Source organism: Dietzia timorensis (assembly GCF_020742175.1).
GTDB lineage: Bacteria > Actinomycetota > Actinomycetes > Mycobacteriales > Mycobacteriaceae > Dietzia > Dietzia timorensis_A.
Window position 1 is genome coordinate 1 of record NZ_DYXM01000195.1, and the last position, 2,856, is coordinate 2,856.

Genomic DNA, 2,856 nt, shown 5'->3' on the forward strand with positions numbered 1-2,856 from the left:
CTCCGCCGTCACACGCGAACTGATCCACGACCCGGGCGGCGCGAACCTGTCCTGGATGGGGCTGTGGCCGGAGAACTCGCATTGGGTCGCCGCCTCGGGGCGCGCGGCCGTGCCGTACCGCGAGATCGGCGGGGTGTTCCTCACCGTCGGCGAACCGGTCGGCGACCCGGCGGCGCGGACCGAGGCTGTCCGCGAGTTCACCGACTTCGTGCTGGCCAGCGGCGGCGTGCCTTGCTTTTACAGCGTGGGCGATGACGTGCGCGCGGCGTGCGAGCGGGCGGGTTTCCGCAGCGTCCGCGTGGGCGAGGAGACCGTGATCGAGCTCGACGGACTCGAATTCCGCGGCAAGAAATTCCAGGACGTGCGCACCGCGATCAACCGCGCCCGCAAGGAGGAGGTGACCTCGCTGTGGACCCGCTGGTCCGAGTGCCCGCTCGCGCTCAAGGAGCAGATCATCGAGATCTCCGAGGCGTGGGTCTCGGACAAGGGGCTGCCCGAGATGGGGTTCACGCTCGGCGGGATCGACGAGCTCGACGACCCCGAGGTTCGCCTGCTTCTCGCGATCGACGCGCGCGGCTCCGTCCACGGCATCACCTCGTGGATGCCGGTGTACCGCGAGGGCGAACTCGTCGGACTCACCCTCGACTTCATGCGTCGCCGCGCAGACGGGTTCCGCCCCGCGATGGAATACCTCATCGCCACATGCGCACTCGATGCCAAGGACGAGGGGATGGAATTCGTCTCGCTGTCGGCGGCGCCGCTCGCGAGCACGAACCTGGGCCACGCCGCCGGTGCCGATGACGCCGGACCTGCCGAAAACCGCCCGGCGGCCTCCGCCCTCGACTCGCTGCTCGAGCGGCTGAGCCACGCGCTGGAACCGGTGTACGGATTCCGCTCGCTGCTGGCGTTCAAGGCGAAGTTCCAGCCGAGCTACGTCCCGCTTTTTATGTGTTACGAGGAGTCGGCGTCGCTGGGATTCATCGGCAGCGCGATCGCCCGCGCCTATGTCGGAGAGGTGTCCACGGTCAAGAGCGCCCGGCTCGTCGCGGCGCTCGGGGTCGCGCTGCGCCGCGGCCACGGAGGGTAGGGAAGCGGCCGCATAAAGGGGACTGCGAGATTCCCCGGACTGGACGCGCGTCCGGAAAAACGTCGATACGGTGGACCCTGCAGCTCCGGGAAAGGACTACGGCAACCATGGCCAAGGCGAGAATCACAGACTTCCAGGGACGCACATGCGTCGTGACGGGCGCGGCGAGCGGGATCGGCCGCGCGGCGGCGCTCGACCTCGCCGCCCGCGGCGCGAGGCTCGCGCTGTGCGACCGCGAAGCCGAGACACTCGAGGCCACGGCGCAGCGCTGCCGCGAGATTTCCGGATCGGCCCCTGTCGTGGGGGCCTTCGATATCACCTCGTTCGAGGAGACGAAAGCATTCGCGGACGAGGCGATCGCCGAGCTCGGAGTGCCCGAGGCCGTGTTCCACGTCGCCGGAACCTCCAAGTGGGGCGCGGTCGACAAGATGGCGCACGAGGACTGGAAACTCCTCGTCGACGTCAACCTCATGGGCACAGTCCACGTGGTCGAATCGTTCGTCCCGCCGATGATGAAGGCGGGCCGCCCCGGCGCGCTGGCCTTGGTGTCGTCCGCGGCCGGGCTCATCGGGATGCCGTGGCATGGCGCGTACAGCGCCACGAAGTTCGGTGTCCGCGGCATCGCCGAGGTGCTGCGCTTCGATCTCGAGAGCAAACGCATCTCGGTGCACATCGTCACCCCCGGCGCCGTCGACACCCCGCTGGTCAACAAGATTCAGATCTCCGGCGTCGACACCACCGACCCCGCGGTGGCCGAGGCGCAGGCGCGATTCTCCAAGCACGCGGTGACCCCGGAAGAGGCCGCGAAGAAGATGATCGTCGGCGTCACCAAGGGCAAATACATCATCCAGACGTCCCGCGACATCGCCCTGGCGTTTGCCGCGCAGCGCTATTTCCCGCCCGCCTACAACCTCGCGATGCGTGGGCTCAACCGCTACCTGTTGAGCGTGGCAAAGAAGGCGGGCGTCGAGGTCTAGCGGCGCCGCGCGTCAATCGCGCGACCCGTCGCCGGCGCTCTCCGCGCGCCCGCAGGCTTCGCGATAAAGTCTTGAAGCGTGATGAGTTTCGACGGATTGCGCGACTTCGCCCTGCTCCTGGCACGCCTGGGTCTCGGCGTCATCTTCGTCGCCCACGGCTGGCAGAAGTTCTTCGACCTCGGCCTCGATCGCGTGGCCGGCCAGTTCCACACCATCGGGATCCCGCAGCCGGAGGTCACGGCGGCGATTGTTGCCGGTGTCGAGCTCGTGGCCGGGGTGGCGCTTGTCCTCGGGATCCTGACGCCGCTCGCAGGCATTCTGCTGGCCGTCGACATGCTCGGCGCCTTCTATTTCGTGCACGCGACCAATGGCCCGTTCGCCGAGAACCAGGGGTGGGAGCTCGTGCTGGCGCTGTTCGTCGGCTCGGTCTTGCTGGCCGCCGTCGGGGCCGGGCGGTTCAGTCTCGACAAGGCGCTCGGCGGCTGATCAGCGCATCGGCCGAAGAACGAGCGGCCGCTTCCGCGAGAACTACGTCCAGCTCGGCAGCCACTGATGGTTCTGCCAGGCGAGCTGCGTAATCGGTTGCCCGACGAGCACCGGCGACATGAACACGAAGTTCGCAACCACTAGAGCGACGTAAACCGCGACGATCGCGAACCCGACCGTCTGCCGGCGCGACAGCGTGGCGATGGCGATCCGCAGGCCGGCAACTCGGCCACCGCCCCGAGCCTTCCCGCTTCCGGCACCAAGCGCAGCCTGGGCTAGCGCACGCTTTTCCCGCTGCTCAGCGAC

At 68.3% G+C, this 2,856-nt stretch carries 3 protein-coding genes and 1 pseudogene; 3 read left to right on the top strand and 1 reads right to left on the bottom strand.

Annotation, left to right across the window (positions count from 1 at the left end):
• The 3 genes from K8V11_RS09985 to K8V11_RS09995 form a co-directional block, all read left to right on the top strand.
• Positions 1 to 1,087: bifunctional lysylphosphatidylglycerol flippase/synthetase MprF (locus tag K8V11_RS09985; protein WP_303913500.1), on the top strand; the 1,087-nt coding region annotated here is incomplete at its 5' end.
• 107 nt (positions 1,088 to 1,194) lie between these two features.
• Positions 1,195 to 2,064: an SDR family oxidoreductase gene (locus tag K8V11_RS09990; protein WP_303913503.1), complete on the top strand. Its 870-nt coding sequence runs from the start codon at positions 1,195 to 1,197 to the stop codon at positions 2,062 to 2,064.
• A gap of 81 nt (positions 2,065 to 2,145) precedes the next feature.
• Positions 2,146 to 2,550: a DoxX family protein gene (locus K8V11_RS09995; RefSeq protein WP_303913506.1), complete on the top strand. Its 405-nt coding sequence runs from the start codon at positions 2,146 to 2,148 to the stop codon at positions 2,548 to 2,550.
• A gap of 42 nt (positions 2,551 to 2,592) precedes the next feature.
• Here K8V11_RS09995 and K8V11_RS10000 read toward each other — a convergent pair.
• Positions 2,593 to 2,856 (bottom strand): annotated as a pseudogene (locus tag K8V11_RS10000) (hypothetical protein); the annotation flags it as partial.

Bases quoted from the DNA above. Each gene is read 5' to 3' on its own strand.
- K8V11_RS09990 (WP_303913503.1), top strand. From the start codon at position 1,195: ATGGCCAAGGCGAGAATCACAGACTTCCAGGGACGCACATGCGTCGTG.
- K8V11_RS09995 (WP_303913506.1), top strand. From the start codon at position 2,146: ATGAGTTTCGACGGATTGCGCGACTTCGCCCTGCTCCTGGCACGCCTG.